The 210-nt window shown below is 70.0% G+C and carries 1 pseudogene; it reads right to left on the minus strand.

Features of this window, described 5'->3' with window-relative positions:
- A pseudogene (locus tag QM596_RS29645) lies at window positions 1-210 on the minus strand (ABC transporter ATP-binding protein); the annotation flags it as partial.

Consider the following 210-nt stretch of genomic DNA (forward strand, 5'->3'; position numbering starts at 1 on the left):
TCCCACAGTTCCGCCTCCCGACCCCCGAGGTTGACCAACTCGTCGTCAGAGCCGTGCTCGACGACACGGCCGTCGTCCATCCCCAGGATCTGATCGGCGTCGACGGCCGGTGAGAGTCGGTGTGCCACTGTGACAGCAGTGCGACCCCGGGTAAGAGCCCGAGCGGCATCGTCGCGGCCCTTGGCTCCGGCGCTGCCCGCTGCGGCGGTC

It is taken from the genome of Rhodococcus sp. IEGM 1406 (genome assembly GCF_030056745.1).
Taxonomy (GTDB): domain Bacteria; phylum Actinomycetota; class Actinomycetes; order Mycobacteriales; family Mycobacteriaceae; genus Rhodococcus_F; species Rhodococcus_F erythropolis.